Here is a 26,056-nt window from a genome sequence, read left to right as displayed (position 1 = left end):
ACTGGCCCCCATGACCTCGCTCCGCACGGCCCACCGCCCCCTGTGGCGCCGGGTCGTGGTGGTCAACCTGCTGGTCTTCGCGGTGGGCACGGCGGCGCTGGCGTTCTCCCCGGCCACGGTGTCGGCGCGGCCGCTGGCCTCGGAGGTCGTGGTCCTGCTGATCGGGCTCGCGGTGATGGCGGTCGCCAACGGTCTGGTCGTCCGCTCGCTGGTGCGACCGTTCGACCAGCTCGTCCACCGGCTCGACCACGAGCTGTCGGCCGATCCGATCCAGCTCCTGCCCGAGGGCGATGACGGGATCGCCGGCCGGGTCACCGCCGCCGTCAACGACCTCCTGGGCCGGATCGAGCGCGAGCAGCGGGCCGCGGGGGCCTCGGCGCTCGCCGGCCAGGAGGGGGAGCGCGCCCGGATCGCCCAGGAGCTGCACGACGGTGTGGGCCAGTCGCTGACGGCGATCCTGCTCGAGGCGGGCCGGCTCGCCGACGCGCCACGGGTCGAGCCCGCGGACGTCGGGCGCATCCGGGACGTGGCCCGTGACAGCCTCGACGAGGTACGCCGCGTCGCGCGCCAGCTGCGCCCCCACGTGCTCGAGGACCTCGGGCTCCGCAGCGCCCTCGCGGCCCTCACCACCGAGCTGTTCGAGCACGGCGGCACCCACGCCCGGCGTGCGATCAGCCCGGCGCTGCCCGACCTCGACGAGACCGTGGAGCTCGTGGTCTTCCGGGTGGCGCAGGAGGCGCTGACCAACGTCGCCCGGCACGCCGGCGCGTCGTCGGTCGAGGTGCGGCTCTCGCCGCGCGGGGAGGACGTCGTGCTCACGGTCAGCGACGACGGTCGCGGCCTCGCGTCCGGTGACGACGGCACCGGGCTGCGGGGCATGCGCGAGCGTGCCGGCCTCGTGGGCGGCACCGTCGACGTCGCGCGGCGCGGGGGCGGAGGGACCGTGGTGACCCTGGTCGTGCCGGTGGTGCCCCGGTGACCGGTCCCGGGACGCCGGCCCGCATCCTGCTCGCCGACGACCACGCGCTCGTACGCCGCGGCGTACGGCTCATCCTGGACGCGCAGCCGGACCTCGAGGTGGTCGCCGAGGCCGGGGACGGCGCGGAGGCGGTGGCGCTGCTGCGCGACCCGGCGAGCGACCTGGCCGTCGACCTCGCCATCCTCGACGTCGCGATGCCGCGTCTCACCGGGCTGCAGGCGGCCCGGGAGATCTCCCGGATGCGCACGCCGCCGACCATCCTGATGCTGTCGATGCACGACAACGAGCAGTACTTCTTCGAGAGCCTCAAGGTGGGGGCGTCGGGCTACGTGCTCAAGTCGGTCGCCGACCGCGACCTCGTCGACGCGTGCCACGCGGCTCTGCGGGGCGAGCCGTTCCTCTACCCGGGCTCCGAGCGACGGCTGGTGCGCGACTACCTCGAGCGGTTGCGCCGGGGCGAGCGGCTGCCCCCGGCCGCGCTCACGCCGCGCGAGGACGAGGTGGTCAAGCTGATCGCCGAGGGCCACTCGAGCCGCGAGATCGCCCGCGAGCTGACGATCAGCGTCCGCACCGTCGAGCGGCACCGGGAGAACGTGCTCCAGAAGCTCGGCATGCGCGACCGCACCGAGCTGACCAGGTATGCGGTGCGCGTGGGGCTGATCGATCCCTAGGCTCGCGCCATGCCGGCCCGCTTCGACCACCTCGTGATCGCCGTCGCCGACCTCGACGAGGCGGTGGCGCGCTGGACCGAGGTCGGGGTCCCCGCCGCCCGCGGGGGAGCGCACCCGGTCGGCACCGTCAACGCGCTCGTCCGCGGTCCGGGTGCGGCCTACCTGGAGCTCATCGCCCCCGGTCGCGACGAGTCCAACCCGTGGCTGGACCGGGTCCGGTCGGCGTCCGGTCCGATCTCGTGGGCCGTGGCGGTCGACGACGTCGACGTGGCACGCGCGCTCCTGGTCGACGCGGGCTTCGAGCCGCGACCGGTGACCGAGGGATCCCGCCTGACCCCGGACGGCGACACCGTCGCGTGGCGGATGTGCGACGTCGGCTCCGGCCCGTACGACGCGGGGCTGCCGTTCCTGATCGAGTGGACGACCCCGATGCCTCCCGGTCCGGCCGACGGGCCGGTCGTCCGGTACGTCACGCTCGCACCGCCCGACGCCGACCGGGTGGCCGACCTGCTGCTGGCCCTGGGGTTCGTCGCCGTGTCGCACTGGCCGCGACGGGTCTTCCGCGATCCGGACGGGGTGGGCATCACCCTGCTCCCGGTGGAGGTGCCGGGCCAGGGCGGCGTGTCGTCGTGGGAGGGCCCGGCGACCTCGCTCGCGCTGGAGCTGCCGGTGCCGGAGGTCGTCCAGCTCCACCTGGACGAGGTCGCGGTGACGGTGGTGCCGGACCGGCGTCGGTTCGGGGCGGCCGCGCTGCTCCCGGCCGTCGACGCGGCGTACGAGCGCCGTCGTGGGGACCTGGCCGACTGGCCGAACCCGCGCCCGGGTGGTGAGCCCGCCCTCGAGGAGGAGTACTCGCGGGTGCTCCACCCGGACCGCTACCGGCTGCTCGGGGTGCGGGCCGACGCCTGGGTGGAGGCGGTCGTGGCGGCCGGGCTGGGCACCTCGACGCCGGTGCCGCCGGAGGAGCTCACCTGGGCGGGGGACCCGCACCTGCGCCCGACCCGGGCGACCGTGCTCCGTGGCCGCGACGGCACCGTGCCTGTCGTGGTGGCCTGGGCGCCGGTGGACGACGCCGACGACGCCTTCGTGCTGGTGGGCGTGGGGGAGCCGACCCACGTCCTCGACCGGCAGCCCGACTGCGGCTGCGACGCCTGCGACACCGGCTCTGCCGACCTGCTCTCCACCGTCGACGACGCCTTCCTGCTGGCGCTGGGCGGCGGGGTGTACGTCGTGCACGAGGGCGACCGGGTCGTCACCCGGGCGTTGAACGGCTGGGGCGCCACGGGCGTGTTCGCGCCGGGGGAGGAGCAGCGGTGGCTTGCGGACGCGGCCGCGGGGCGGCGTACCACCGGCGTCGTCCTAGGTGAGCCCTGGCTCTGAGGCGACACGTAGACACGCGGACATTGGTCAGGTGAACGGCGCCACCGCAGGCTCGCGTGTCCACGACGCCAGTGGTTGCGTCCGCGTGTCTACGCGATCGTCATGCCGCCGTCGACCGGGAGCGTCTGCCCGGTGATGTAGCCGGCGGCGGGGGAGGCGAGGAAGACCACCGTGGCGGCGAGCTCGGCCGGGTCGCCCTTGCGCCGGGCGGGCACCCGCTGCATCGCGAGGTCGAGGTAGCCGTCGGGGTAGGTGTCGGTCATCTCGGAGGTGAAGAACCCCGGCGCGATCGAGTTGACCCGGATGCCCTTGCGCTCGGTCCACTGCTGGGCCAGGTCGCGGGTCAGGCCGTTGAGCCCGGCCTTGGAGGCGCTGTACGCCGCCTGCGGGAGGCCGCCGGTGGTGATGCCGAGGACCGAGGAGATGTTGACGATCGAGGAGCCCGGCTGCATGACCCGGCCGCAGGCCTGGGCCATCCAGTAGCAGCCGTTGAGGTTGACGTCGATGACGGAGCGGAACTGCTCGGGCGTCTCGCGGGTGGCGGGGACGGCGGTGCCGGCGCCGGCGTTGTTGACCAGCACGTCGACGTGGCCGAACTCCGCCATCGCCGCGTCCACGAGCGCCTGGCACTGGTCCGGGTCGGCGACGTCGGTCTGCACGGTGAGGACGCGGCGGCCGGCGTCGCGGACCAGCTGGGCCGTCTCCTCGAGCCGGTCGGCCCGACGGGCGCCGAGCACGAGGTCGGCACCGGCCTCGGCCAGGCCCTTCGCGAAGGCCACGCCCAGGCCGCTGGAGGCGCCGGTCACGATGGCGACCTTGTCGTCGAGGCGGAACATCTCGGGAGTCGTCATGGCCGCGACCCTACCCAGCGGGCGCGCCCGAGGTCATGAGGAGTGGTCGCCCGGGCAACCGGTCCTCATGACGTCGCGGTGAGGGCAGGGTCCGGGTCCTCCGCGGTACGCCGGGGCAGGTCGCGCACCGACCGCGAGCAGAGCACGAGCGCACAGATGGCGGCGTACGCGATGCCGGAGGCGACCAGCACGCGGGAGTTGCCGAACGCGACGCCGAGCGGGCCCCACGCGAGCTGACCGATCGGCATCGCGACGAAGGATCCGAGCGCGTCGTAGGAGTAGGCGCGCGAGAGCATGTCGTCGTCGATGTTCTCCTGCATCGCGAGGTTCCAGCCCATCGAGAAGACCTCGATGCCGGCACCGGCCACGAAGGCGCTCACCACGAGCGCGACGAGGGTCGGGTCCACGCCCAGGATGACCATCGGCAGCCCCGCGAAGGCGATGGCGATCATGCCCCAGAAGAGCGGCCGTCGCAGCGGCACCCGCAGCATGACGACCGCCATCGCGAGCAGGCCGACCGCCTCGGCGGAGAGCACGTAGCCCCAGCCCTGGCGCCCGATGGTCTCCTGGGCGACGGCGGGTCCGAGGGTGAAGAGCGCGCCGTTGTGGATCATGTTGAGCGCGCCGAAGCCGAGCACCACCGCCCACAGCCAGGTGGTGGACCAGAAGAACTGCCATCCCTCGCGCAGCTCGGCGACGGTGCTGGACGACTGCTTCTTCTCCCGCGCGGGCATCCTGACCGGAAGCAGCAGCAGCGCGGAGAGCAGCCACATCGCCGCGTCGACGGCCAGGGCCCATCCCGAGCCGATGGTGACGACCAGCAGGGCACCGGTCGTCGGTCCGAGGACGGTCAGTCCGTTGCGGGTGAGCGAGAGGAGGGCGTTGGCGGGCTGGAGCTGGGACCGGGGGACCAGCTGGGGGACCATGCTCGCCATCGCCGGGAAGGAGATCGCCGAGACCGCGCCGTGCACGGCCGTCAGCACGATCAGCATCCACAGCTCGGCGGTGCCGGTGATCACCAGGAAGGCGAGGAAGCCCTGGGAGGCGGCCGACGCGACGTTGGACACCTGCAGCACGAGGGTGCGGGGGAACCGGTCCGAGATGACGCCGCCCCACAGCAGCAGCAGGATCATGGGGATCGTGTGCGCGGCGAGCACCTGCCCCAGCGCGGAGGCCGAGTCGGTGAGGTCGAGCACCGCGAAGGCCAGAGCGATGTTGGCCATCGTCGAGCCGAGCGTGTTGGTGAACCGCGAGGCGAAGTACCACGCAAAGCCGCGCTCGCGCAGGGGCGCCAGGCCGTCGGCCCAGGTCACTCCGGGTCGCCCATCACGAAAGCCTGCGACGACGCGCTGACGTGGAGGGTGCCCTCCGTGCGCGCGGGCCGTGCCTGCTCGTGGAGCAGCACCATGGCCTGCGACACCAGATCGATGGCCGCGCGCCACGTCTCGGGCGTCACCCACGTCTCGATGTCGGAGGAGCTCGAGGGTCCCTTCACGCGATGGGTCATCCGGCGGATCACCTCGGTGTGTGTCGCCTGCTGCCAGGCGATGCCGTCCTCGACGCTCGGGGGACCGGGCGGGCGCGTCGGGTCGCCGCCCACGACGTACCGGTAGCGCTTGGCGGTCCCCCCGCGGATCTTCTCCTCGCTCTCCACCACGAGCTCGCCCGCGTCGTGGAGCACGCGCAGGTGGTACGACGCGTTGGCGTGCGTGAGGTCCAGCTCGCGGGCCACCTCGGCGGCGCTCATCGGCTGCGCCGTCAGCATCGAGAGGATCCGCAGCCGCACCGGGTGCGCCACTGACCGCAGGGACGAGATCGCGTCCTTGTCCGTGCCCTCCACGTCAACCCTCCACCAGTCGTTGGGGGGTCATCGTGACCCGGACCGGAACGGACTGTCAAGCAGTTCTTGGGGGGTCGACCCGGGTCGGCCCCTGAGTCGACCCTGAACCACCCCCGAAACCCGGTGGATTCCACCCGATCGCGTGGTTGAGTGGGAGTCACAGACCAAGGAGGTCCCCCATGAGCCAGACACCCCAGGACCCGGTGAACCCCTACGGCGACCGGCCCGCCTACGAGCCGCCGTCGCACCAGCAGCCCGACTACACCGCCCCGCAGTCGTCGATCTCGCCGGCACAGGAGCGCACCCTCGGCGCCGTCGCCCACGGGGTGCCCCTCATCGCGATGGTGCTCTCCGCGGGCCTGCTCGGCTTCGTCGGGTCGCTGGTGATCTACCTGATGTACAAGGACCGCGGCCCGTTCGTGCGCCAGCACGCCGCCAACTCGCTCAACGTCCAGATCATCACCGGCATCGTGCTGCTGATCTCGATCCCGCTGATGCTCATCCTGGTCGGCTTCGCCACCTACGCGATCGCCCTCGTCTTCGCCTTCGTGATGCACCTGCTCGGCGCGATCAAGGCCAACAACGGCGAGTGGTGGGACCCGCCGATGACGCCCCGCTTCGTGCGCTGACTCACGGGTGGTGCTGGAGGCGCTCCTTGATGTCCGTCTTCAGCACCTTTCCCACCTTGGAGCGCGGCAGGTCGGGCCACACCTCGACCTGCTTGGGCGCCTTGACGCTCCCGATGCGCGCCTTGACGAAGGCCACGACCTCCTCGGTGTCGACGTCGTGCCCCTCGCGCAGCTGCAGCACCGCCGTGACCCGCTCGCCCCAGCGGTCGTCGGGGAGACCGACGACCGCGCAGTCCTGGACGTCCGGGTGGGCCATCAGCGCCTGCTCGACCTCCGTGGAGTAGACGTTGAACCCGCCGGTGATGACCATGTCCTTGGCCCGGTCGACGATGAACAGGAAGTTGTCGTCGTCGAGGTAGCCCACGTCGCCGGTGTGGTGCCAGCCGTGTGCCGACGCCTCGGCCGTCGCCGCGGGGTCGCGGTAGTAGCCCGCCATCACCAGGGAGCTGCGCACCACGATCTCGCCGGTCTCGCCGCGGGGGAGCAGGGTCCCGTCCGCGCCCATGATGGAGACCGTCACCAGCGGAGCGGGGCGCCCCGCCGATGACAGCCGTGCGTGGGCGACCGTGCCGTCGGGCAGGAAGTGGTCGCGGGGGGCCATCGTCGAGATCATCATCGGTGCCTCGGTCTGCCCGAAGAGCTGGGCCATGACCGGCCCGATCCGCATCAGCGCCTCCTCGAGCCGGGCCGCCGACATCGGGGCGGCGCCGTACCAGAAGCACTGGAGCGACGAGGTGTCCGTGCTCGCCAGCCGCTCGTGCGCCAGCACCATGTAGATCACGGTGGGCGGCAGGAACGTGTGCGTCACCCGGCGCTCCTCGATGAGTCCGAGGAACGCGCCCACGTCGGGGGAGCGCATCACCACCACCTCCCCGCCGAGGGCCAGCACGGGGAAGCAGAGCACGCCCGCCGCGTGGGTGAGCGGCGCCAGGGCCAGGTAGACGGGGCGCCCCTCGAACGGGTACCTCATCAACGTGATGGCGGTCATCGTCTCGAGGTTGGTGCCGGTGAGCTGCACCCCCTTGGGCCGCCCGGTGGTGCCGCCGGTCCCCACGATCATGGCCACGTCGTCGACGGGGTCCACCGCTGCGTACGACGCCGTCCCGGCGTCGAGGAAGTCGTCCCAGGAGGTGGCCCACTCCACGCCCCCGTCGAGGCACACCAGCGTGGTGAGCCGCGGCAGGTCGCCCCGGATGGCGTCGACCAGCGGTGCGAAGTGCTCCTGGAAGACCAGCACCGTGCAGTCGAAGAGCTCCAGCAGCTCGCGGTTCTCGGCCGCCTCGTTGCGCGGGTTGACCGGGCACCAGACGGCGCCCGCGCGGCTGATCCCGAAGACGCAGGTGAACGCCACCGGGTCGTTGGCCGACAGGATCGCCACCTTGTCGCCGGGTGCGACCCCGCGCGCGCGGAGAGCGCCGGCGACCCGACCGGCGAGCTCCTGCACCTCGGCGTACGTCCTCGTGACGCCGTCGGTGGTGAGGCAGGGTGCGTCCGGTCCCAGGGACGCGCCCTTGTCGAGGTAGTCGACCAGCCGCACCGGCCTCATCCCTCCACGGTGAGGACCGGCGGCGACACCAGCCCGAAGCTGCGCAGGACCGACAGCAGCTCGCGGTGCCCGAAGGCCTGGCACCCCGACGCGAAGCCCACCCGCCGCGGAGCCTGCTGGAGCAGGGAGTACGCCGCGAAGGCCTGCAGGAGCCCCGTCTGCTTGTAGTTCTGGTTGCCGTGGATCACGCAGTGCGCCCGGCCGAGGGGACCCGAGGCGTGCACCGAGTCGAGGGACTTGTTGAGGCGCGGGTTCTCCCGGGGCGGCATCACGTTCATCACCTGGGCTGCGGTCGCGGCCAGTGCGGCGTACTTCTCGTCCGGGTCCATGTCCTTGGTCGCCTCGATGGCGCCGGCCACGATCTGCGGCACACCCATCATCAGCGCCTTGTTGAAGACCCCACCGAGGGCCTTGACGTTGGCGACGCGCGGGTCGCGTCGGTACCAGACCGGGTGCGACGTCCCGCCCCACGGCAGCGCCAGCGCCAGCTCGTGCTGGCCCGGGATGGCCAGCTGGTAGTGCCCGGCCTCGGGGTCGAAGGGGACGTAGGTGTCCTGCTCGAGGTAGTGCGCCCCGGACAGGGCGGCGTTGAACAGGATGGTCTGGGTCGAGGCGATGGTCGGGCTCCCGCCCCAGAAGACCGCGATGTCCAGGGTGTCGAGACCCGGTGTCTCGAGTGCGACCTCGGCGGCGATCTCGCCGGTCGTGTACATCTGGGCGATGCCGGGGGCCAGCAGCAGCCCGGCGGCGGCGAAGTCCGCGCCGTACTGCTCGTCGCAGGTGATCAGCCAGTCCTGCTCGCCGGTGGTGTCGGTGTAGTGCGCGCCCGCGGAGAGGCAGGCCTCGACCACCTCCGGGCCCCACTTGCTGAACGGGCCCACGGTGTTGAGCACCACGGAGGCGCCGGAGAACAGCCGGGTCAGCGCCTCGACGTCGTGGCTGACCTCGACGACCTCGTAGTCGGCGGTCTCGATGCCGGCCACGTTGATCTCCATCGAGGCCTTGACCTTGTCGGCGTCCCGGCCGGCGGCCACGAAGGGGACGCGGTACTCGCGCAGGTACTCGCAGATGAGCCGGCCGGTGTAGCCGGAGGCGCCGTAGACGACGACGGGCTTGTCGGTCATGGCGCTCACATCCCCATCCCGCCGTCGACCGGGAGGCCGACGCCGTTGACGAAGCGGGCGGCGTCGGAGGCAAGGAAGACCACCGCGTCGGCCATGTCGGAGACCTCGCCGAGACGACCCGACGGGGTCAGCTCGATGACCGCGCCGACGGCCTCCTCGGGCGAGCCGAACAGCCCGATCGAGGCGACGTCGTTGGCCAGCCCGGCTCCCATCGCGGTGGGCACCAGCCCCGGGTAGATGCAGTTGACGCGCACCCCGTAGCCGAGCTTGCCCGACTCCATGGCCGCGACCCTGGTCAGCCGGTCGACGCCCGACTTGGTGGCGGAGTAGACCGAGATGCCCGGGAAGGCGATCGTCGCGGCGACGGAGGCGACGTTGACGACGACTCCTCCCTGGCCGGCCGCGCCCTCGGGGCGCATCGTGCGGAACGCGTGCTTGATGCCGAGCGCAGTGCCGAGCAGGTTGACCTCGAGCTGCTTGCGCACGGCGGCCGCATCGAGGTCGACGAGCAGGCTGGTGATCTCGATGCCGGCGTTGTTGACCAGGATGTCGAGGCCGCCGAGCTGGTCGACGGCCGAGGCGACCGCGGCCTCCCAGCTGGCGTCGTCCGAGACGTCGAGGTGGACGAAGCCGTGTCCCTCGCCCAGGCCCTCTGCCACCTTGGCGCCCAGGTCGTCCTGCAGGTCGGCCACGACGACGTGGGCGCCGGCGTCCGCGAGGGCCTGTGCCATCCCCTCGCCCAACCCCTGGGCTCCGCCGGTGACCAGGGCCTTGCGGCCCGTCAGGTCCAGATCGGTCATTGCCGTGCTCCTCATCCTTGCCGCGCTCCGGGGTCGAAGTGTGTCGGTGGTCACAGACAAGACCTGTTCTTGACACCTGTCAAGACAAAACTGGACACCTGTCAAGAAAATGCGCGAGACTCGGCGCCGGGGCGGCTCGCGGACGCACGTCATGCGCCGCCGCCCGCCGTACGATGACGACGCCAGCGCCCACCAGGAGGGGAGGACCCGTGTCGAGCTCCACCAGTGCTCCGCCCCGTCGCTCGCCCGCGGACAAGCACGACGCGCGCCGCAACCAGCTCGCCGAGTCGGCGTTGAAGACCCTCGGCGAGGTGGGCTACGCCCGCACCAGCCTGCGCGAGGTCGCCCACAACTCCGAGTTCAGCCACGGGGTCGTCCACTACTACTTCCAGGACAAGCTCGAGCTGATCCTCTACTCGGTGCGCTACTACAAGGCGCAGTGCGTGACCCGGTACGACGGGGTGGTCGCCGACTCCACGACGGCCGAGGGGTTGCTCGACGCGTTCGCCGCGAAGCTCGCCGAGACCATCCGCGAGGAGGCGCCGATGCACCGCCTCTGGTACGACCTGCGCACCCAGGCGATGTTCGAGGAACCCCTGCGCGAGGCCGTGGCGGTCATCGACAAGACCCTCGAGGACATGATCTGGCGGGTGGTCTCCCGCTACGCCGAGCTCGCGGGACGGGCGCCCGCGATGGCGAGCGCCCCGGCGTACGCCGTGCTCGACGGGCTCTTCCAGCAGAGCCTGCTGGCCCACCTGTCGGGCAGCGCCACGGCCCTCGAGGAGCTGTCGGGGCAGGTGCACGCCCTGATGCCGCTGCTGCTGGCGCGCGACTGAGCGGGCGGTGAGCGGCGCCCTCGACCCGGCAACCGGGTCGCCGCCGGTCGTCGTACGGCGGTAGCATGGTTGACATGTGCACGCAGTCCCTGCTTCTTGGCCAGCCGCGCTGACTCCACGAGTCGCGCGGCCACCCCTCCCTGCGAGGGGTTTTTTCATGTCCGGAGCACGGCCACACGAAGGAAGACGACGATGAGCGACGAGCGCGAGACCTACGACACCGCGGCCACCGAGACCAAGTGGCGGGCGGTCTGGGACGACCTGCAGCCCTTCCGGGCCGACGACGACAGCCCGCGCGAGAAGAAGTACGCGCTCACGATGTTCCCCTACCCCAGCGGTGACCTGCACATGGGCCACGCCGAGGTGACCGCGCTGCACGACGTGATCGCGCGCTACTGGTGGCAGAAGGGCTACGAGGTCCTGAACCCCATGGGCTGGGACTCCTTCGGGCTGCCCGCCGAGAACGCAGCGATCCGCAACGACGCGCACCCGGCCGACTACACCTACGGCAACATCGCCACCCAGCTGGAGTCCTTCCAGCGGTACGGCGTGAGCTTCGACTGGTCGCGCCGGTTCAACACCTCGGACCCGTCCTACTACCGGTGGACCCAGTGGCTGTTCCTGAAGTTCCACGAGAAGGGGCTGGCCTACCGCAAGAACAGCCCCGTCAACTGGTGCCCCAACGACCAGACCGTGCTGGCCAACGAGCAGGTCGTCGACGGCACCTGCGAGCGCTGCGGCGCCGAAGTCACGAAGCGTGAGCTGACCCAGTGGTACTTCCGCACGACGGCGTACGCGCAGGAGCTGCTGGACTGCCTGGACGACCTGCAGCCGACCTGGTCGGACAAGGTCGTCAACTCCCAGCGCAACTGGATCGGACGCTCCGAGGGCGCCCACGTCGACTTCGTCGTCGAGGGCCGCGAGGAGCCGATCACCGTCTACACGACGCGCCCCGACACGATCTTCGGCACGACCTTCATGGTCGTCGCCGTCGACTCCGCGCTGGCCTCCGACCTGGTGACCGACGAGCGCCGGGCGGAGTTCGAGGCCTACCGCGAGGAGGTTCGCAGGGAGACCGAGATCGAGAGGCTGTCCACCGACCGCCCCAAGACCGGCGTCGACCTGGGCGTGACCGCCACCAACCCGGTGACCGGCCAGCAGATGCCGGTGTGGGCGACGGACTACGTGCTGGCCGACTACGGCACCGGTGCGGTCATGGGCGTGCCCGGCGGCGACCAGCGCGACTGGGAGTTCGCCACCGTGATGGGCCTGCCCATAGTCCGCACCACCCAGCCGCCCGCCGACTTCGAGGGTGAGGCCTTCTCGGGGGAGGGGCCGGCGATCAACTCCCCGGCCGAGGGCGGGTCGGCGCCGCTGGACATCAACGGGCTGGCGGTGGCCGAGGCCAAGTCCACGACCATCGCGTTCCTGGAGGACCAGGGCCTGGGCCGCGGCACGGTCAACTTCCGGCTGCGCGACTGGCTGCTGTCGCGCCAGCGCTACTGGGGCGCGCCGATCCCGATCATCCACTGCCCGGTCGACGGCGAGGTGCCGGTCCCCGAGGACCAGCTGCCCGTCGAGCTGCCCGAGCTGCGCGGTGCCGACCTGAAGCCCAAGGGCACCTCGCCGCTGGGTGGCGCGGCCGAGTGGGTCGACGTCGCGTGCCCGACCTGTGGCGGACCGGCGAAGCGGGACACGGACACCATGGACACCTTCGTGGACTCGTCCTGGTACTTCTTCCGCTACGTCTCCCCGCACGACGACACCCAGGCCTTCGACAAGGCACTGGCCGACGCGTGGGGTCCCGTCGACCTGTACGTCGGCGGCGACGAGCACGCCGTGCTGCACCTGCTGTACGCGCGCTTCTTCACCAAGGCGCTGCGCGACATGGGCCTGGTCAGCTGGGACGAGCCGTTCTCGTCGTACCTGTCCCAGGGCAAGGTCATCAACAACGGCCGCAAGATGAGCAAGTCGCTGGGCAACGGCGTCAGCCTGGGCGACCAGCTGGAGGAGTTCGGGGTCGATGCCGTGCGCCTGACGCTGGTCTTCGCGAGCCCGCCGGAGGACAACATCGACTGGGCGGACGTCTCGCCCGGTGGCTCGGTGCGCTTCCTGCAGCGTGCCTGGCGGTTGAGCGGCGACGTCACCAGCGAGCCCGGGGTCGACCCGTCCACCGGTGACACCGCCCTGCGCAAGGTCACCCACAAGACGCTGCACGAGGCCGAGACCCTGGTCGAGAGCCACCGCTTCAACGTCATGGTCGCGCGCACGATGGAGCTGGTGAACGCCACCCGCAAGGCGATCGACTCCGGTCCGGGCGGCTCCGACCCGGCGGTCCGCGAGGCCGTCGAGGCGGTCGCGATCCTGCTGTCGCTGGTCGCGCCCTACACCGCCGAGGAGATGTGGGAGCGGCTGGGCCACCAGCCCACCGTCGCCCGCGTCGGCTGGCCGGTCGTCGACGAGGCGCTGCTGGTCGAGGACTCGGTGATCGCCGTCGTCCAGGTCCAGGGCAAGGTGAAGGCCCGCCTGGAGGTCTCCCCGGACATCAGCGAGGCGGACCTGGAGGCGGCCGCGATGGCCGACGCGGGCGTCGTACGCGCCATCGACGGGCGTCCGGTCCGCAAGGTGGTCGTGCGGGCGCCCAAGCTGGTCAGCATCGTCGTCTGAAGCGCGAGCGCGCGAGGAACGAGCGGGCGAGCTGCGAAGCGACCGTTCGGCATCGTCGTCTGAGGCGCGAGCGCGCGACCGGCCCCGTGGCGTCTGCCACGGGGCCGGTGCATTGCAGGGGCTGTCAGGCGGTGGTCGTCACGGCCGGTCGAAGCCGAAGCCGTAGGTGCCGGAGCCCGCGTAGGACTGGATCCGCCACGAGTAGTTGCCGGCGGTCCCGGTGTAGGTGATCTGCTCGGACGAGGCCGACCCCACGCTCTGCGCGACGACGACCCACGAGGAGCCGTTCCACTTCTCGAGGTAGAGGTCGAAGTCGGTGCCCGACGGCCCGCTCAGACAGCCCTGGTGCGTGCCCGCGACGGCGTACCAGTAGCCGCTCGGGGCGGGCTGGTAGGCGATCCCGCCGCTGGTCAGCGATCCGGACGCCGTCTCCGGGAGGGAGCTGCAGCCGGTCGGGGTGGGGGTCGGGGTCGGCGTGGTGCCGGAGCCGACGTAGAGCAGCCGGTTGGGCGAGCCGCTGCCGGCGTTGGTGACCTTGTTGGGGGTGGAGGAGGAGACCAGGGCGTTGCCGACCGTCGCCGGGGTGGCGGACGGGTTGGCCTGCAGGTAGAGGGCCGCAGCGCCCGCGACGTGCGGGGTGGCCATCGACGTGCCGCTGATCGTGTTGGTGGACGTGTTGCTGGTGATCCACGCGGAGGTGATGTTGGAGCCGGGCGCGAACATGTCGAGGCAGGAGCCGATGTTGCTGAAGCTCGAGCGGGCGTCGGTGTTGGTGGTGGAGCCGATCGTCAGGCCTGCCGCGACCCGGCTGGGGGAGCTGTTGCACGCGTTGGCGCCGGAGTCGTTGCCGGCTGCGAGGGCGTAGGTGACGCCGTCGGCGATCGAGTTGCTGACGGCCGTGTCGAGAGCCGTCGAGATGCCGCCACCGAGGCTCATGTTGGCCACGGCGGGGGCGCCTGCTGCGTGGTTCTGGGTGACCCAGTCGACGCCCGCGATGACGCCGGAGTTGGAGCCGCTGCCGTTGCAGTCGAGCACCCTGACGGCGACCAGGCGCACGTCCTGCGCCACGCCGTACGTCTCGCCGCCGACCGTGCCGGCGACGTGGGTGCCGTGGCCGTTGCAGTCGTCGACGCCACGTCCGTCGGCGATCGCGCTGTAGCCCGACACCGCCCGGCCGCTGAACTCGCTGTGGGCGAGACGGATGCCGGTGTCGATGACGTACGCCGTGACGCCCGCGCCCGACTGGGTGAAGGTGTAGGAGCCGGACAGCGGCAGGTCCCGCTGGTCGATGCGGTCGATGCCCCACGTGGCCGGGGACTGGGTCTCCGCCACCTGGACCGGCCGGTCCGCCTCGATGTAGGCCACGTGCGGGTTGTTGCGCAGCCCGCGCAGGGCCTGCGGCGAGAGTCGGGCGGCGAAGCCGTCGAGGACGGTGCCGTAGGTGTGGGTGACCTGCGCCCCGTCGGCGCGGGCGTCGGAGCGTGCGGAGCGGACCTGGGCGGGGGCCGCGTCCTTGTCGAAGACGACGATGTAGCGGTCGTCGGCGGAGGTGCCGACCAGGGGTGCGCGGCCGTCGTCGGCCCGGGCGGCATCGGCTGCCGTCCGGTCGGCGGGCGTGTCGGCCGCGCTGGACGCGACCGGGGCGAGTGCCAGGGTCGCGGCGACCAGGGAGGCGGCGACGCCGGCTCCGAGGCGCTGGGGGGTGTGGTTCATCGAGGATCCTTCCCGAGACAGATGGACGCGGACGACCCTCGTCCTCCGCCCACGCCGCGGCAAGGGTGTGGGCACCGTTAACAGTTAACTCACGGCGGAGTCGTGGTCGGCCAGGACCAGGTGATGCCGGTGGTGCCCGGGGTGGCGTCGGTGTGGGCGAGGTGACCTCGATGGCTCCGGTCGAGGTCGACGGGGGTGCGGCGCTGCTCGGTGAAGCCGGTGACCGAGGCCGGGCGCGCGTCCGGGTGGAACTCCACCTCGAGGAGGTACTCGCGCAGGGGCGAGCGGAGACGCCTGACGTACTCGGTGTCCAGGGCGCCGGGGCTCGGTGACACCAGCTGGTACTCCACGATCGCCGTCTCTCCTCGCCGCAGCGGTCGGAAGAACACCAGCTCGGCGCCCACCACCCCGTCCTGGGGACTCCACTCGACGCGTCCGAGCTCGCAGCCCTTGAGCACCTCGATCTCCGGGAGGGCCGCGGTGGTGTCGTCCTGGCTGTGCATCACCACCCGGCGGTCCGGTCCGTCGACCCGGGCACGCAGGACCTGGCGGACGGTGAGCCCGACCTGACGGCGGTCTGGCCCGATCCGGAGCACGTCGTGCAACGTCACCCGGTCGAGGTCGGCGTCCCAGCGGGTGTCGAGCCGGCCGAGCATGTCCATCCGGGACGGCTCGGGCCACAGCGCGCCCAGCTCGCGGACCGGCGTACGACGTATCCGGTCGCGCGTGGCGGGCAGCGTCCGGAGCAGCGTGCCCGCATCCAGGCCGAGGACCTGCTCGAGGTGCGGGATCGCCGCCAGCGAGGTCTTGCGCCCGGGCTGGCTGCGGCCGGACTGCCAGTAGCTAAGGGTCGCCACGCTCACGCAGACACCGCGGTGGGCGAGGTGGTCCCGCACGCGCTCGAGGGCGAGACCGCGGTCGTCGATGGCGCGGCGCAGCGCATCGGCGAAGCTCCCGAAAGCGTCGGACACCCGAGACATCCAACCGTCCGCCGCCCGCGCCGGGCAAGGAGCGTCCGTCGTGGTCACGAAGGACTAGCCTTCCGCCATGTCCGTCGTCGTGGTCACCGACTCGACTGCCACCCTCCCTGCCGACCTCGCGGAGGAGCAGGGGATCGTGGTGGTGCCGCTGCAGGTCGTCATCGGTGCCCAGGTGCACGACGAGGGCTCGGAGGGGGCGACCCCCGAGGTGGTGGCGCAGGCGCTGCGCGACTTCGTCCCGGTCAGCACGTCGCGGCCCTCGCCGGCTGCGCTCGTCGAGGTCTACGAGCGCCTGGCGCGGGACGGGGCCGACGAGATCGTGTCCATCCACCTGTCGGGGGAGATGAGCGGGACCTTCGAGTCGGCGCAGCTCGCCGCGCAACAGGTCGAGGTCCCCGTGCACTGCGTCGACTCCCGTCAGGTGGGCGTGGCGACCGGCTTCGCAGCCCTCTCGGCCGTGGAGGCGCTCCGTGCCGGGGCCACCGCGGAGGAGGCGGCCGAGGTGGCCCGGGAGCGGGCGGCCGCGTCGTCGTCGCTGTTCTACGTCGACACGCTGGAGTACCTGCGCCGCGGCGGGCGGATCGGGGCCGCCGCCGCGATCCTCGGCGGTGCCCTCGCGGTCAAGCCGCTGCTCTGCATCGAGGACGGCAAGGTGGCCAACCTCGAACGGGTGCGGACCGCCGCCCGTGCGCTCAGCCGGCTGGAGGACCTCGCGGTCGAGGCCGCGGGGGAGTCGTCCGTCGACGTCTGCGTCGCGCACCTCGCCAACCCCGAGCGGGCCGCCGCGTTGGCGGACAAGCTGTCGGTGCGACTGGCGGACCAGCTCGAGGGTCGTGACGTGTGGTGCGGCGAGCTGGGTGCCGTGCTGGGGGCCCACGTCGGGCCCGGCATGGTCGCGGTCTGCGTGGCGCCCCGCTGAGGGACGGGCCACCTGTCGTCCCGGTGCGGTTTGCGTCGGGTGGTTGTCCACAGGTCCGCGGACGTGGGTGGCGGTCGGCCATGCCGCTTCCTAGGTTCGATGCATGCGACGCCGCCCACCCACTCCCGAGCACGCCGAGGCCGTCTCGCGTCGTCTCGCGACGCTGAGCGCCGAGCTGGCCTCGGTGCGGGGCGACCCCGTGGCGGGTCACCAGCACACCCGGATCCGCCAGGAGCCCGTCGCGGAGTCCTCCCCGTGGGACGTCGCGGCCGAGGTGCCGCCGGTCCCGGTGCCGGGCCGGCACGCCTCCCGGAGGTTGGCCGACCGGGTGCGGCTGACGCCCGCCCACCTCGCCGTGGTGGCCGTGGTCGTCGCGCTCGGCGTCGGGATCGCCGCGTGGCTGGCCGTGCGGAGCCAGGCCGAGCCGGTGCCGGTCGCCCCGCTGACGCCGGTCTCGGAGCCGTTGGCCGACGTGCCCGCGGTCGACGGCTCGGCGGCGGCGGCCGGGTCCGGGGCAGTCAGCACCGGCGCCTCCGCGGAGGGGTCTGCGACGTCGGGGGGCGCCGCAGGCTCCACCACGGAGGACCTCACGGTCGACGTGGCGGGCAAGGTCCGCAGCCCCGGGATTGCCGTGCTGCCGCCGGGATCGCGCGTGGTCGATGCGCTCGAGGCGGCGGGTGGTGCACGACGAGGGGTGGACCTCACCTCGCTCAACCTCGCCCGCCCGCTGGTCGACGGCGAGCAGATCCTGGTGGGCGTGACCGCAGCCGCGGGCGTGCCGGCGACGGTCGGCGACCCGGGATCCGCCACCACCGCCGGTGCGCTGGTCAACCTCAACACCGCGGACCCGCCCACGCTCGAGACGCTGCCGGGCGTCGGACCGGTGACGGCCGGGGCGATCATCAGCTGGCGCGACCAGCACGGCGGCTTCTCGGCCGTCGAGGAGCTCCTCGAGGTGGACGGGATCGGTGATGCCACGCTGGCGCAGATCGCGCCGCACGTGACGATCTGAGTCCGGGGTGCGCGACCTCCGGACCCCGATGCTCGGGGCCGGGGCGTGGCTCGGGGGGATCACGGCCGCAGTGCTGCCGCTGTGGGCATCGCTCGCGCTGGTCGGGACCGTGCTCGTCGCGGCCTTGGTGAGCAGGCAGGCGGCCGCGGTGGGGGCGTCCGTCGCGGCCGCCGCGGTGGCGGGGGTCGCCCTCCTGCACACCAGCGGGATCACCGGCGGCCCGGTGCACGACCTGGCGTCCGAGCGCGCCGTCGTCACCGCCGAGGTGACGGTCACCAGCGACCCGCGCGTCAGCCGCGGACGCTTCGGGGACGTCGTGGTGGTGCGGGGCGACGTGCGCACGGTCGCGGGTCGCGGCGCGGCGTACGACGTCCGCAGCCCGGTGGTCCTGCTCGCGGACGAGGAGTGGCGCGACGTCGCCCTCGGCGAGCGGGTCCGTGTCTCCGGACGGCTCGGCCCGGCGGACGACGGGGTGGCCGCGCTGATGAGCGTGCGTGGTCGCCCCGAGGTCGTCGCGGGCCCCGACCCGTGGTGGCGGGCGGCGGCCGCGGTCCGGCACTCGATCCGGGAGTCCGTCGCGCCCCGCGCCGAGCACCCGCGCGAGCTCGTGCCGGCCCTGGTCGTGGGCGACGACAGCGGGCTGGATCCCGCGCTGGCCGACGACTTCCGGACCACCGGGTTGACCCACCTGCTCGCGGTGAGCGGCACCAACCTCACGCTGCTGGTCGGGTTCATGCTCGTCGTGGCCCGCTGGCTGGGGGTGCGTGGCCGCTGGACGTACGCCGTGGCGGCGGTCGGCATCGTCGGCTTCGTGCTGATCGCCCGCACCGAGCCGAGTGTGGTGCGCGCCGCGGCGATGGGCACGGTGGCGCTGGTCGGCATGGGCACCAACGGTCGCGAGCGCGGCTCGCGGTGCCTCGGCGTGGCCGTCCTGGGCCTGCTGCTGGTGGTCCCCGACCTCGCGGTGTCTGCGGGCTTCGCGCTGTCGGTGCTGGCGACCGGCGGGATCCTGTTCCTGGCCCCGGCGTGGCGTGACGCCCTCATGGCGTGGTTGCCCCGGTGGGCGGCCGAGGCGGTATCCGTGCCGCTGGCCGCCCAGGTCGCCTGCACCCCGGTCGTCACCGCCCTCTCCGGGGAGATCAGCCTGGTGGCCGTCATCGCCAACCTGCTGGCTGCACCCGCGATCGCGCCGGCGACCGTGCTCGGGCTGGCCGGTGGCCTGGTCGGCCTGGTGTGGACGCCGCTCGGGCAGGTCGTCGCCGCACCCGCCGCGTGGTCGGTGTGCTGGATCGTGGTCGTGGCCCAGCGTGGGGCGGCCCTGCCCACCGCGTCGATCACGTGGGGCACCGGCCCCCTCGCCCTGGTCGCGGTCACCGTGGCGTGCGTGGCCCTGGTGGCGGTCGCGCCCCGCGTCCTGCGGCACCGGAGCACCGGGATCGGCTGCTCGGTGCTGCTCGTCGTCACGGTCCTGACTCGACCCCCGTCGCCCGGCTGGCCCCCGGAGGGCTGGGTGCTCGCGATGTGCGACGTCGGGCAGGGCGACGGCCTGGTGGTCCGCGCCGGTCCCGGGGCCGGGATCGTCGTGGACGCCGGCCCCGACCCGGTGCTCATCGACGAGTGCCTGCGCCGCCTCGAGATCACCTCGGTCCCGCTCGTCGTGCTCACCCACTTCCACGACGACCACGTCGGCGGCCTGGCCGGGGTGCTCGAGGACCGCGAGGTCGGGGAGGTGGTGGTCACCGGCCTCCCGGACCCGGCCTCCGGGGTGGACCTGGTCCAGCGGGAGATGGCGCGCGCCGGGCTGCGGCCGGTCGTGGCGACGTACGGCCTCACCCGACAGGTGGGCGAGGCCACGGTGCAGACGGTCTGGCCGGCCTCGGTCGCTGGGACGGTGCCGGGGGAGGAGGGGGAGGGGAGCGCTGCCAACGACGCGAGCGTGGTGCTGCTCGTGGAGGTCGGAGGCGTGCGGGTGCTGCTGACCGGCGACGTGGAGCCGCCCGCACAGGCGGCGCTGGAGCGGGTGCTGGCGGGCGTCGAGGTCGACGTGCTCAAGGTGCCGCACCACGGGTCCAGGCACCAGGACCTCGACCTCCTGCTGGGGGTGCGCGCCCGACTGGCCCTGGTGTCGGTGGGCGCCGAGAACGACTACGGCCACCCGTCTTCCGACCTGCTGGCCGCGCTCACCGCGACGGGGGCGCAGGTGCGTCGTACCGACCTCGACGGTGACGTGCTCGTGACCCTCGACGACGGTGCGCTGGGTGTCCGTGCCCGCGACTAGGGTGGGGCCCACCATGAGTCGCACCCCCACCGCCGCGCAGGTCCTCGGCCGCGTCATCCTCGTGACGGGCAAGGAGGAGTACCTCAGCGAGCGCACGGTCGTCTCGGTCCGCGACGCGGTGCGATCGCACGACGCGGAGGCCGAGATCGGTGAGGCGACGGCGTCCGACCTGACCCTGGCCACCCTCGGCGAGATGGCCGCGCCCTCGCTGTTCTCCACCACCCGCTGCGTGGTCGTCCGCGGCCTGGAGAACCTCCCCGACGAGTCGGTCGACGGCCTGCTGGACTACGCCGCTGCGCCCGCCGACGACATCTCCCTGGTGCTGGTCCACGGCGGTGGGCCGAAGGGCAGCGGTGTCCTCACCAAGCTGCGCAAGCTCTCCGCCGTGACCGAGGTCAAGTCGGAGGAGATCAAGCGGGGCGACCTGACCGGCTTCGTGACGTCCGAGTTCGCCGCCCACGGCGCCAGGATCGCCCAGGACGCCTCGGCCTTCCTCGTCACCGCCGTCGGCCAGGACCTGCGCTCCCTCGCGGCGGCTGCCCACCAGCTGACCAACGACTTCCCGGGCGAGCCGATCACCGTCGACAAGGTCAAGCGCTACTTCGGAGGGCGGGCCGAGGCGACCTCCTTCGCCGTCGCCGACGCCGCCTTCTCCGGCCGCCGTGAGGTCGCCCTCGAGGAGCTGCGCTGGGCCCTGGACGGAGGCACGGCCACCGTCCTCATCACCTCCGCGATGGCCAGCTCGGCGCGGAGCCTCGCGCGCTACCTCGGTGCCGCTCGGGGTGCCCGCGACAACGACCTGGCCCGGGACCTCGGCGTGCCTCCGTGGAAGGTCAAGCAGGTCCGGGACCAGTCCCGCTCATGGACCCCCGACGCGATCGCCACCGCGCTGCGCGCCGTCGCGACCGCCGACGCCGACATCAAGGGCCAGGCCCACGACGCGTCCTACACACTGGAACGGCTGGTCCTCACGGTCACGAGGCTGCGCACCCCCCGTTGAGGCCTCCCCAATCGCGGGGAAAGTCGGGCGCACCGAATGCCTCCCGCACTGGCCGCTCGTACGGTCACCCCGTCGAGCGCGGGTCATCTCCGCGTCCACCCATGCGCGGAGGTCGGTCCATGTCACCTGTCTGCAGGCGCTCGCGGATCCTCACCACCTTGGGCGTGGCCGCGGCCACGGTGCTCGCCACCGCGGTCCCGGCAGCCGCCAGCCCGTCGTCGACGCCGCAGAACACCGCCAAGGTGGACTGCGTGGCCTACGACGCGGCGGGCACGTGTGCCGTGGTCGGCGTGGTCTACGCGATCACCCAGGCCGGCAACCGGACCTACATCGGCGGGCAGTTCACCTCTGTAGCGGGCGCACCGCGCTCCAACGTTGCCGCGCTCGGGACAGACGGCACGCTCGACCCGACCTGGAACCCCTCCACCGACGGCATCGTCTACGCCCTCGCTGCGTCCTCCGACGGCACGAAGATCTACCTTGGCGGGACGTTCACCACCGTGGCTGGAGCGGCCCGCAGCCGGCTCGCCGCCGTCACCCCCGACACCGGGGCCCTCATCAGCACGTGGCGCACCACGGTCAACAACAACGCCGTGCGGGCGCTGGTCGCCGACTCCGCCGACCGGCTCTACGTGGGCGGCAACTTCGGCCGCATCGGTGGCAAGGTGGTCCCGCGCCTCGGAGCGGTGAGCCAGTCCACCGGCACCGTCGACGAGGCGTTCGTCCCCGACCCGGGAGGGACGGTGCGCACTCTGGCCCTGTCCGACGACGGGTCACAGGTGTACGCCGGCGGCAGCTTCACCACGATCGGCGGCGCGGGCCGTCCCGGCGTGGCGCAGCTCGACCCGACCACGGGTGCGGCCACGTCGTTCGCGCCGACCGACGGTGGCGTGGTGATCTCCATGGACGTGGCGCCGGGGGTCGACGGGCACCTCTACTTCGGCACGACCTCCAACCGGACGTGGGCCTACGACCCCGTGAAGGGCGGCACCCCTGACTACCGCATCCGCACCGGGGGCGACGTCCAGGCGATCCTGGCGACCACGGACGAGGTCTACATCGGCGGGCACTTCAACACGATGCCGGAGTCCAAGCTCAACCGCCTGGCGCTGGCCTCGTTCCGGCCCTCCGACGGCACACCCACCGCGTGGAACCCGGGAGCGAACGGGTCGTTCGGCGTCTGGGCCCTGGCGCTGACCAGGACTCCCGTCAGTCCTGGCGAGCCCGCCGCCCTGACGATCGGCGGTGACTTCACGCGCGCGGGAGGACTCGCGCGGCGCGGTGTGACGCGGTTCCTCTTCTGACGCCCCTGCGCGCTGCACCCGCATGCGACTGTGGGCTCGAGGGTCAAATGAGTTCGACCCGCCAGGTGTCACCTGACGGGTCGAGCAGAGCGGGTCACCTCAGAGCGAGGCGGCCTTCTTCATGATGGACGACTTGCGGTTGGCCGCCTGGTTCTTGTGGATGACGCCCTTGGAGGCGGCCTTGTCGAGCTTGCGGGCCGCCACGGCGCCCGCAGCGACGGCTGCGTCCTTGTCGCCGGCCTCGGCGGCCTCGCGGAACTTGCGCACGGCGGACTTGAGACCGGTCTTCACGGCCTTGTTGCGCTCGTGAGCCTTCTCGTTCTGCTTGTTGCGCTTGATCTGGGACTTGATGTTGGCCACAGGTGAACCTTTGCTCGCTCGTGCTGGTCAGGGAAAGCCGCATGTCATGAAGACTGGTGTGTCGGCTGCCGACTGCCCTCGACGGGATGGATCCCGAGGTGAGGGGCGGCGCCGGACATGCAAGGGGAGACACTACCGCTCACGCGCGGGACCGCCCAAATCGCGTACGGCGACCGCACCAGCCCTTGTCAGGCGAGGCCCAGTCTACGGGCGGCAGCGCCGAGGAACCGCGCCGACTCCGTGCGCCGGAAGGCCGCGAGCGTGGGCAGGTTGACGTCCACCGCGCTGTGGGCCCGCCAGGCCAGGATCGTCCCCATCCCGACCAGCCAGGCCGTGACCACCTCGTCACCGGCGGCTCGCAGCGCGGGCGAGGAGGCGAGTGAGGTGTCGAACCACGGACTGTCCACGCGCTCGAGGCGCGCGACGAGCGGGTCCAGCCATGCGGGGCCGCGCCCGAAGGCACCCCAGTCGAGGAAGACCAGCTCGCCCGTCGGCCGCTGGATCAGGTTGTCGTTGCGGATGTCGACGTGCACGACGGTGTCCGTGGTCTCGTCGAGGAGCATGGACACCTGCTCGCGCAGCGGGTCGAGCCGGTCCAGCACCCATCGCGGCAGCAGGTCGGGTGGGACCTGGTGCAGGCGGTCGAAGGCATCCACCCACCCGCGGGCCACGGATGCGAAGTCCGTGGGCCCGGGTCGGTAGAGCGCCTGCCCGTCGCCACCGTGTGCCGATGTGGGCAGGGACGTCACGCGAGCGTTCATCGTGGTCGAGAGCTCGTCGGTCTGCCGGACGAGGCGTTGCATCTCCTGGTCGAGCGACAGGTCGGGGTGCGATCCCTCGACGTCCTCGAGGAGCAGGGCGACCCAGTCGCCGTCGTCGTACGACGCGATCAGGCCCGCCCACAACGGGTGCCGTCCCAGCAGCTCGAGCGCCAGCACCTCGCGGCGGAACAGCACCGGGGTGTGCGGGTTCAGCCCGGCGCCCACCGCCTTGACGAAGGCCCGGGTCCCGTCGGCGCAGACGAGACGCGTGGCGCACCCGGGCGACATCCCGCCCACCTGCTCGCGCGCCTCCACGACGGGCGACCCGAGGGTGGAGTCGACCCAGGCGCGGACGTGCGCGGGAATCGTGGGGTACGCCGCCCGCACCCCGACGGCGCGGGGGGCGCTCACCAGCCGCGGCGCTCGGCCAGCCAGTCCCAGCAGACCTGACCCTGCCACCGCTGGTGGTCACGGAGGTGGGGCGAGGTCGGGGGCACGGGCTGGTCGCACGCGGACAGGAAGTAGCCGACGACCAGGGCCAGGGCGATGTCGAGCGACTCGGCCGGTACGTCGCGCAGCAGTCGTCGCGAGGAGATCACGGCGTCCACGTCGAGGCCGTCGCCCCGCGGGCCGATCAGGGTGAAGAAGGAGTCCAGCCAGGCGGCCCCGAGGACCGGCCAGTTCCAGTCGACCAGCCAGGCCTTCCCGGTGGCGTCCACGAGGACGTTGTCGGCGCGGATGTCGGTGTGCACGAGGGTGTCGCCGGTGCAGACCTCGGCGTAGCGGCGGGCGAGCGCCTCGGCCTCGTCGAGGTGCGGCAGGTCGTGGGTGGCACGGACGTGCGCCCAGCCGTCGAGGAAGGACGCGAACTCGCCCGCGAAGGTGTCGAGCTCCAGCGGCGCGGGGGTCAGCTCGTCGGCGACGACCTCCAGCGCGTCCAGCGTCGCGTCGAGGTCGGCGCGCCGCCAGGGCCGGCGCGGCATCGTGGCCTCGACGTGCTCGATGCCCAGGACCACCCAGTCGTCGTCGAGCATCCACAACAGGCGCGGGGCCGGCACCGACGCGGGCAGCGCGGCCAGCTTGCGGCCCTCCTCGCGGTAGGAGTCGGCGAACAGCCGCTGCGCCTTGACCGAGGCTGCCTTCACGAAGTGCCGCGAGCCGTCCGCGCAGACGAGGACCGAGGCAAAGCCGGGCGTGAAACCGGAGGTCTGGGAGATCGCCTCCACCACCGGCGACCCGCAGCGGCGCTCGACGTACGCCCGCAGGTGGGGCGGCAGGAAGGTCCACTCCAGGCGTCGCGAGGTCGCTCCGGGAGGGGCGGGGTAGGCGCCGGGCTCGAGGTGCATGGGCGCCATCCTCCCCGGCTCACACCTCGTCGAGGATCCCGGCCCGTCGCGAGGCGTGCTCGTCCTGCGTGATGAGGCCCTCGGAGAGCAGCCGGTCGAGCTCGCGGAGCCGGTTGGCCGTGTCGCGGACGGCGTGGTCGTGGCCGGGAGCGCCGGCGGACGGGCCGCGCAGCGACGAGGCGAGGTAGGTCGCGGTGAGCCCGTCCTCCGACGTGAGGGCCATCCGGACGGCCTCGCCCTCGTCCAGCCCGGCCCGACGCGCCATCGAGCGGGCGGCTTGGATCCGCCACACGATGCTGCCGACGAGCATCACCGCCGCGAGCATGAAGAAGACCAGGAAGAGGGCGGGAACGCCCGGCAGCATCAGTTCGGCGGAGTGGTTCTCTTCCGCCAGCAGGGTCAGGTGGGTCGCCCGAGTCGTCATGGCGGGACAGTAGCGGCGGGGAGAGGGTTGGATGGTGCACATGCCCGATCTCGTCACCCCGACCCCCGTCGTACACCTGTCCTTCCTCGCTGCCGTGGAGGAGCTCGTCGCCGAGGGGCGCACCGGCGAGGGCTCGATGCTCAAGCGCTGGATGGACCTGTTCTCCGACCGGTGGCACACCGAGGAGGGGTTCGCCGAGTTCGTCGCCTACCTCGACGCCGACGCGCGACCCGACTCCGAGCGCCCGACGGGCCACGTCCCGCAGAGCACGTGGTGGCTCGTGGACGGCGGGGAGTACCTCGGGAGGATCTCGGTGCGTCACGAGCTGACCGAGTGGTTGCGTGAGTACGGCGGGCACATCGGCTACGAGGTGCGACCCACCGCCCGGCGCCGCGGACACGCGACGCAGATGCTGCGCGACGTGCTGCCGCACGCCCGCTCGCTGGGGATCGACTCCGCCCTGCTGACCTGCGACGAGGACAACGTCGCCTCGGCTCGTGTCATCGAGGCGGCAGGCGGGGTGCTCCAGGACCGGCGCGGCATCAAGCTCCGCTACTGGGTGCCCACAGCACCGGGAGGTCCGGCGACGGATGTCGAGGCAGCGCGATCGGCTCCGTCCCACCAGTGAAGGGCCCG

Annotated in this window: 24 protein-coding genes; 12 read left to right on the top strand and 12 right to left on the bottom strand. The window is 72.5% G+C overall.

From position 1 onward, the window contains the following. The first annotated feature begins 10 nt into the window (after positions 1 to 10). The 3 genes from ASG88_RS15725 to ASG88_RS15715 are packed head-to-tail and all read left to right on the top strand — an operon-like array spanning position 11 to position 3,030. Entirely contained in the window at positions 11 to 979 is a 969-nt protein-coding gene (locus tag ASG88_RS15725) for a sensor histidine kinase (protein ID WP_056888390.1), read from the top strand. Beyond that, a complete protein-coding gene (locus tag ASG88_RS15720) occupies positions 976 to 1,650 on the top strand; it encodes a response regulator (protein WP_056888389.1) in 675 nt (224 codons plus the stop codon). Before ASG88_RS15725 ends, ASG88_RS15720 begins: the two co-directional genes overlap by 4 nt. A gap of 9 nt (positions 1,651 to 1,659) precedes the next feature. Then, on the top strand, positions 1,660 to 3,030 hold the full coding sequence (locus tag ASG88_RS15715; RefSeq protein WP_056888388.1) for a DUF6226 family protein: 1,371 nt from the start codon (positions 1,660 to 1,662) through the stop codon (positions 3,028 to 3,030). Between the two features lie 89 nt (positions 3,031 to 3,119). On the opposite strand, the gene ASG88_RS15710 is transcribed toward ASG88_RS15715, so the two are convergent. From ASG88_RS15710 to ASG88_RS15700, 3 genes are all read right to left on the bottom strand, one after another. Beyond that, on the bottom strand, positions 3,120 to 3,881 hold the full coding sequence (locus ASG88_RS15710; RefSeq protein ID WP_056888387.1) for an SDR family NAD(P)-dependent oxidoreductase: 762 nt from the start codon (positions 3,879 to 3,881) through the stop codon (positions 3,120 to 3,122). A gap of 65 nt (positions 3,882 to 3,946) precedes the next feature. After that, the gene (locus ASG88_RS15705; protein WP_082600538.1) at positions 3,947 to 5,194 is read right to left on the bottom strand and encodes an MFS transporter; all 1,248 of its coding nucleotides are present in this window, start codon (positions 5,192 to 5,194) and stop codon (positions 3,947 to 3,949) included. Continuing rightward, positions 5,191 to 5,721, bottom strand: coding sequence for an ArsR/SmtB family transcription factor (locus tag ASG88_RS15700; protein ID WP_200956474.1), 531 nt, complete (start codon positions 5,719 to 5,721; stop codon positions 5,191 to 5,193). Before ASG88_RS15700 ends, ASG88_RS15705 begins: the two co-directional genes overlap by 4 nt. 179 nt (positions 5,722 to 5,900) lie before the next feature. On the opposite strand from ASG88_RS15700, the gene ASG88_RS15695 reads away from it, so the two are divergent. Beyond that, complete coding sequence (locus ASG88_RS15695) at positions 5,901 to 6,350, top strand: DUF4870 domain-containing protein (RefSeq protein WP_056888386.1); 450 nt, start codon at positions 5,901 to 5,903, stop codon at positions 6,348 to 6,350. Position 6,351: 1 nt separating this feature from the next. Here ASG88_RS15695 and ASG88_RS15690 read toward each other — a convergent pair whose 3' ends face one another. Genes ASG88_RS15690 through ASG88_RS15680 form a run of 3 tightly spaced genes read right to left on the bottom strand, consistent with a single transcriptional unit; the run spans position 6,352 to position 9,820 of the window. After that, positions 6,352 to 7,896, bottom strand: a complete 1,545-nt coding sequence (locus ASG88_RS15690) for an acyl-CoA synthetase (protein ID WP_235534878.1) — start codon at positions 7,894 to 7,896, stop codon at positions 6,352 to 6,354. Beyond that, complete coding sequence (locus ASG88_RS15685) at positions 7,893 to 9,020, bottom strand: DUF5938 domain-containing protein (protein WP_056888384.1); 1,128 nt, start codon at positions 9,018 to 9,020, stop codon at positions 7,893 to 7,895. Before ASG88_RS15685 ends, ASG88_RS15690 begins: the two co-directional genes overlap by 4 nt. Before the next feature lie 5 nt (positions 9,021 to 9,025). Next, positions 9,026 to 9,820, bottom strand: a complete 795-nt coding sequence (locus tag ASG88_RS15680) for an SDR family NAD(P)-dependent oxidoreductase (RefSeq protein WP_056888383.1) — start codon at positions 9,818 to 9,820, stop codon at positions 9,026 to 9,028. 209 nt (positions 9,821 to 10,029) lie between these two features. On the opposite strand from ASG88_RS15680, the gene ASG88_RS15675 reads away from it, so the two are divergent. Beyond that, positions 10,030 to 10,656 carry a TetR/AcrR family transcriptional regulator gene (locus tag ASG88_RS15675; RefSeq protein WP_056888382.1) on the top strand — a complete coding sequence of 209 codons (627 nt, stop codon included), beginning with the start codon at positions 10,030 to 10,032 and terminating at the stop codon, positions 10,654 to 10,656. Positions 10,657 to 10,848: 192 nt separating this feature from the next. Continuing rightward, positions 10,849 to 13,323, top strand: coding sequence for a leucine--tRNA ligase (gene leuS, locus ASG88_RS15670; RefSeq protein WP_056888381.1), 2,475 nt, complete (start codon positions 10,849 to 10,851; stop codon positions 13,321 to 13,323). Positions 13,324 to 13,461: 138 nt separating this feature from the next. Here the strand turns inward: leuS and ASG88_RS15665 are convergent, their stop codons facing one another. Both ASG88_RS15665 and ASG88_RS15660 read right to left on the bottom strand, forming a co-directional pair. After that, on the bottom strand, positions 13,462 to 15,036 hold the full coding sequence (locus tag ASG88_RS15665) for a S8 family peptidase (RefSeq protein ID WP_056888380.1): 1,575 nt from the start codon (positions 15,034 to 15,036) through the stop codon (positions 13,462 to 13,464). A gap of 89 nt (positions 15,037 to 15,125) precedes the next feature. Continuing rightward, positions 15,126 to 16,007 carry a helix-turn-helix domain-containing protein gene (locus ASG88_RS15660; protein ID WP_056888379.1) on the bottom strand — a complete coding sequence of 294 codons (882 nt, stop codon included), beginning with the start codon at positions 16,005 to 16,007 and terminating at the stop codon, positions 15,126 to 15,128. 76 nt (positions 16,008 to 16,083) lie between these two features. On the opposite strand from ASG88_RS15660, the gene ASG88_RS15655 reads away from it, so the two are divergent. From ASG88_RS15655 to ASG88_RS15635, 5 genes are all read left to right on the top strand, one after another. Next, positions 16,084 to 16,935, top strand: a complete 852-nt coding sequence (locus ASG88_RS15655; RefSeq protein ID WP_056888378.1) for a DegV family protein — start codon at positions 16,084 to 16,086, stop codon at positions 16,933 to 16,935. A gap of 103 nt (positions 16,936 to 17,038) precedes the next feature. Further along, positions 17,039 to 17,947 (top strand): ComEA family DNA-binding protein, encoded by a 909-nt coding sequence (locus ASG88_RS15650; RefSeq protein ID WP_056888377.1) that lies wholly within the window; start codon positions 17,039 to 17,041, stop codon positions 17,945 to 17,947. A 7-nt stretch (positions 17,948 to 17,954) separates the two neighbouring features. Further along, entirely contained in the window at positions 17,955 to 20,225 is a 2,271-nt protein-coding gene (locus ASG88_RS15645) for a ComEC/Rec2 family competence protein (RefSeq protein ID WP_235534877.1), read from the top strand. 13 nt (positions 20,226 to 20,238) lie between these two features. Continuing rightward, the gene (holA, locus tag ASG88_RS15640) at positions 20,239 to 21,225 is read left to right on the top strand and encodes a DNA polymerase III subunit delta (RefSeq protein WP_056888619.1); all 987 of its coding nucleotides are present in this window, start codon (positions 20,239 to 20,241) and stop codon (positions 21,223 to 21,225) included. A gap of 119 nt (positions 21,226 to 21,344) precedes the next feature. After that, entirely contained in the window at positions 21,345 to 22,529 is a 1,185-nt protein-coding gene (locus tag ASG88_RS15635; RefSeq protein WP_056888376.1) for a delta-60 repeat domain-containing protein, read from the top strand. A 99-nt stretch (positions 22,530 to 22,628) separates the two neighbouring features. Here the strand turns inward: ASG88_RS15635 and rpsT are convergent, their stop codons facing one another. The 4 genes from rpsT to ASG88_RS15615 all read right to left on the bottom strand — a co-directional run bounded on the left by rpsT (position 22,629) and on the right by ASG88_RS15615 (position 25,420). Continuing rightward, entirely contained in the window at positions 22,629 to 22,889 is a 261-nt protein-coding gene (rpsT, locus tag ASG88_RS15630) for a 30S ribosomal protein S20 (protein WP_056888375.1), read from the bottom strand. Positions 22,890 to 23,077: 188 nt separating this feature from the next. Next, positions 23,078 to 24,061 carry a hypothetical protein gene (locus ASG88_RS15625; RefSeq protein WP_056888374.1) on the bottom strand — a complete coding sequence of 328 codons (984 nt, stop codon included), beginning with the start codon at positions 24,059 to 24,061 and terminating at the stop codon, positions 23,078 to 23,080. Continuing rightward, positions 24,058 to 24,996 carry a phosphotransferase gene (locus ASG88_RS15620; RefSeq protein WP_056888373.1) on the bottom strand — a complete coding sequence of 313 codons (939 nt, stop codon included), beginning with the start codon at positions 24,994 to 24,996 and terminating at the stop codon, positions 24,058 to 24,060. Before ASG88_RS15620 ends, ASG88_RS15625 begins: the two co-directional genes overlap by 4 nt. A gap of 19 nt (positions 24,997 to 25,015) precedes the next feature. Further along, complete coding sequence (locus tag ASG88_RS15615; RefSeq protein WP_056888372.1) at positions 25,016 to 25,420, bottom strand: hypothetical protein; 405 nt, start codon at positions 25,418 to 25,420, stop codon at positions 25,016 to 25,018. 40 nt (positions 25,421 to 25,460) lie between these two features. Between ASG88_RS15615 and ASG88_RS15610 the strand changes: the two genes are divergently transcribed. Continuing rightward, the gene (locus ASG88_RS15610) at positions 25,461 to 26,048 is read left to right on the top strand and encodes a GNAT family N-acetyltransferase (RefSeq protein WP_056888618.1); all 588 of its coding nucleotides are present in this window, start codon (positions 25,461 to 25,463) and stop codon (positions 26,046 to 26,048) included. The last annotated feature ends 8 nt before the right edge of the window (positions 26,049 to 26,056 follow it).

This window comes from Nocardioides sp. Soil777 (genome assembly GCF_001428425.1).
Lineage (GTDB): Bacteria > Actinomycetota > Actinomycetes > Propionibacteriales > Nocardioidaceae > Nocardioides > Nocardioides terrigena.
Note: the sequence above shows the minus strand (reverse complement) of the source record. Positions and strands in the feature narration are given on the sequence as shown.